The 3141-nt window shown below is 58.9% G+C and carries 4 protein-coding genes; all 4 read right to left on the bottom strand.

The genetic code is table 11. The features are described 5' to 3' along the window. A partial coding sequence (locus QZ329_RS15375) for a type IV secretory system conjugative DNA transfer family protein (RefSeq protein ID WP_295753876.1) occupies positions 1-567 on the bottom strand: 567 nt, incomplete at its 3' end. 206 nt (positions 568-773) lie between these two features. Next, complete coding sequence (locus QZ329_RS15380; RefSeq protein ID WP_295753877.1) at positions 774-1916, bottom strand: hypothetical protein; 1143 nt, start codon at positions 1914-1916, stop codon at positions 774-776. Between the two features lie 200 nt (positions 1917-2116). Further along, positions 2117-2779, bottom strand: a complete 663-nt coding sequence (locus QZ329_RS15385; protein ID WP_295753878.1) for a DUF6100 family protein — start codon at positions 2777-2779, stop codon at positions 2117-2119. Between the two features lie 2 nt (positions 2780-2781). After that, positions 2782-3141, bottom strand: a 360-nt coding sequence (locus tag QZ329_RS15390) for a DUF5697 family protein (protein ID WP_295753879.1), incomplete at its 5' end; no start/stop codon positions are given.

Raw genomic sequence — 3141 nt, forward strand, 5'->3', positions numbered from 1 at the left:
TTCGGCGTTGTCCCAGAAGTGGTCTCCCTGCCCGTTGCCGGTGTTTTTAATGATGACGTCGCAGAAAAGCTGGGCCATCAGCTCCTGACCTTCGATCTCGGAAAGACAGTTCCAGGAATCGGAGGCGGAGGGGGTGACGAGGTTGAACACCTTGACGGTGTAGCCCTGATCCCGGAGGTAGGCGCTGCTCTTTTCATAGAGCTCTGATTTTGGATCGCAAATAATTAGGCTGGACCTTCGGGCGGCACTTTGCAGGATCATATTCATACAAAAAGCCCTTGTTTTCTTTGATCCGCTGGCCCCGTACACCGCCAGATTACCGTTGAACCGGGTCTTATCGGGGACGCAGATTACCTCGCCGTCTATCTCGCCCAAGATGATGCCGTGGTGCTTGCGGATGTTGGGAACCAGGTCCAACACGCCCTTCAGCTCTTTTTTGGTCATGAAGCCTGCCGTCCCGTATGTACCTTTATTGGAGTAGATCAGGTTGCGCTCCCGGTCGTACTCACCCGTCTCGCTGTACCCCATCCGCATGACCATGAAAATCAGCACACCCAGCGCGGCCACGCAGCCGCCTAAACCGTACAGACCGTAAGGCCAGCGGAACACGGCGGCGATACAGGCAAAGAAATTGGAATTGGGAAACTCCGGAGCTGTACCGAAAACTCCGCCCGCCGCCTGCCACACATCGTAGTTGTAGAGGAATTGCGCGATATAGCCGCCCCCGTAGAGCAGGGCGGCCAGGGCGATGGGGATGATGATAGCCAGCTTGATCAGTTGTTTTCGGGAGATAGGAACACACTCCTCTCATACGCTTCAAAGTCGATGCACTGAATGTCTACACCCGGCCCACAGACCTGACGCATAGCGTCCGCCTGGAAGTCGAAGCAGAACAGCGTACCCGGCCAGTCCATCTTCTCCAAAGCGGCGTTGAATCGGTGGATGCGGGGCATATCGCAGGTATAGGCGAACAGAACAGCTGCCTCTCCGTCTATGGCGTCGTTCTCAATCACCCAGCCGGGGCGGGGCGGCTGGAACCCCTTTTGCAAAATGTCGTCCAGAACCGCCTTTTCGCCGGGGTCGCAGAGCAGTTGCAAAATGACCTCGCCGTGGTGGTCGCTGGGCAGGTAGCAGAACGGCTCAAACTCGCAGCTCAGAGCAAAGCAGCTGTGGCGCTTATCCACGCCCACGCCCATCAAGGGGGCCATCTGCCCCATGTCCGAGGCGAATACAATAGCCGCCTGTTTTGTCCGCTTGAGTTGGGCCGGGAGCCGGGCCTGACACAGCTCCATCTCCAGCAGGGCTTTGAGCCGCAGTTCTGCCTTGTCCTCCCACTTCATCTGCCCGGAGCCGGTGTTGTAGATGGTGAACAGGCTGCCGCCCGCCAGCAGAACGCCCGTCGAGCGGGAGCCGCGGACTTTGACGGCCTGTGCGCCCAACTCCTTGACCTCTCTGGAGCTGTAATAAGCGGGCCGGTCAAGGGCCGTCAGGTCATTGGGCGGTGTGGGGCTGAACAGCGCCGGCTTTTCCCAGGGCAGGACAGACACATCCGCGTTGAGCATCGTCACCAACACCTCGGCCATCCGGTGCAGGCGGAGGCGGCGGGTGATTTCCGATTTAAGCTGATTGGTTTCGGTGCTGCCGGAGAGATAGGGCAGGAATTGATCCGGCCAGCACTCCACCAGCAGCCGTTTTGCGGCGGTGGTCAGACGCAGGCCGCGAACACCATTGCGGTAGAATGTCCGCAGAAGATTGTCCCGTTTGAGCCGTTTGACCGCGTACTCCTTGTAGGTGTCAGAGGCCGGGAGACGGCTGACCAGGGCGGTGGGCAGTTCGCCGGACAGGGCAGTGAGGGCCAGAACCAGGCCGGGAAATGTGTCCAGGGCGGGCAGCACCCGCCCATCCGCATCCGACATGATTTCCGCCTCCTTCTCATGGATTTTTTACCGAGGGGTCTACAGCTTCGGTATTTTTTCGCCGGCCCGGCTCGGAAAGACCGCTGATTTTCAGGGCTTCGCGGGCCTAAAAGCCGTATCCTGTTTCACGGCCTCAAAAAAGGCCAAAATGGGATATGGCTCTTTTGGTGGAAAATGAAACTTTTTCGGTTGGTTTTCCGCTACCCCTTCGGGCTGTCCTGGAGCTGTACCCCCCGCTCCGCCAGCCACGTCGGGAACCGGGGCATGTCCATGATGAACATACGGGTACAGTCCGTCTCACCCAGTTCGGTGGTGTGGTAGACGTCGCAGAACAGCCCGCCGTCGTCGATCAAAAGCCAGGCCCCCACCGCATCCAGGTACTGCTTGATCTCCAGGTTGTCATAGTCCCGCACCCGACGCTCCGGGAGGTCGCGGCAGTAAGTGTGGGAAAAGCACACCACGCAGCGCCGGAACCGCCGGACGGTATGGCTTTTGACGTATTGCTCCAGCGCGGCGGTGAGTGGGTCGATCAGGTACTCCGTACTCTGAGACTGCCTGCGCTTGGGGAGCAGACAGGGCAGGGTGATCTCAAAAATGCCGCCCCGCTGCTGGATGTCGATACCCTGCATGGCGGCGGCGGAGGTCAGATACTCGCTCTTTTTCACGTTGGTGCTGGCATAGAGCAGATGGCGCAGCCGGCAGGTGATGGTCTCCGCCCGCAGGGCCGCGTCGGTGGACAACACCTCGTAGTTGTCCGGGTAACGCTGGATATCCGTGGTGTTCATGGCATACAGCGCACTGTTCAGACGCTGGATGTCATCCAAAATGGAAGTGATCCGCTGGGAAATAACGCTTCTTGTCAATGTCACGCTCCTTCTTTCTGATAATACTGGACTTCGCCAGCCGGGGATACGGTGCAGTAGCCGTTGACGTTGGGGATCAGCAGTTCCGAAATCTGCGCCGGGTCATCTACCAGCACCAGATAGCGGGAGGGCTGCTCCCCAGGGTCGGCCAGCACATGGGACAGCAGGACCTCCTTCCCCTGGGCGGCGTGGATAATCTCATAGACCTCACCGCCGGCGAAAAAAATGATTTTGGCCGGATAGTCACCCACAGAATGGAACTCCACCTGGTCGATAAAGTCCGTCAGCACCCAGACAGCGGCCAGCAGGCCCCGATCCATGTTCTCCATGCTGTCCTGGGCGGCGCAGTAAAAATCGTTCAC

It is taken from the genome of uncultured Oscillibacter sp., assembly GCF_910579365.1.
In the GTDB taxonomy this organism is placed as follows: Bacteria; Bacillota; Clostridia; order Oscillospirales; family Oscillospiraceae; genus Oscillibacter.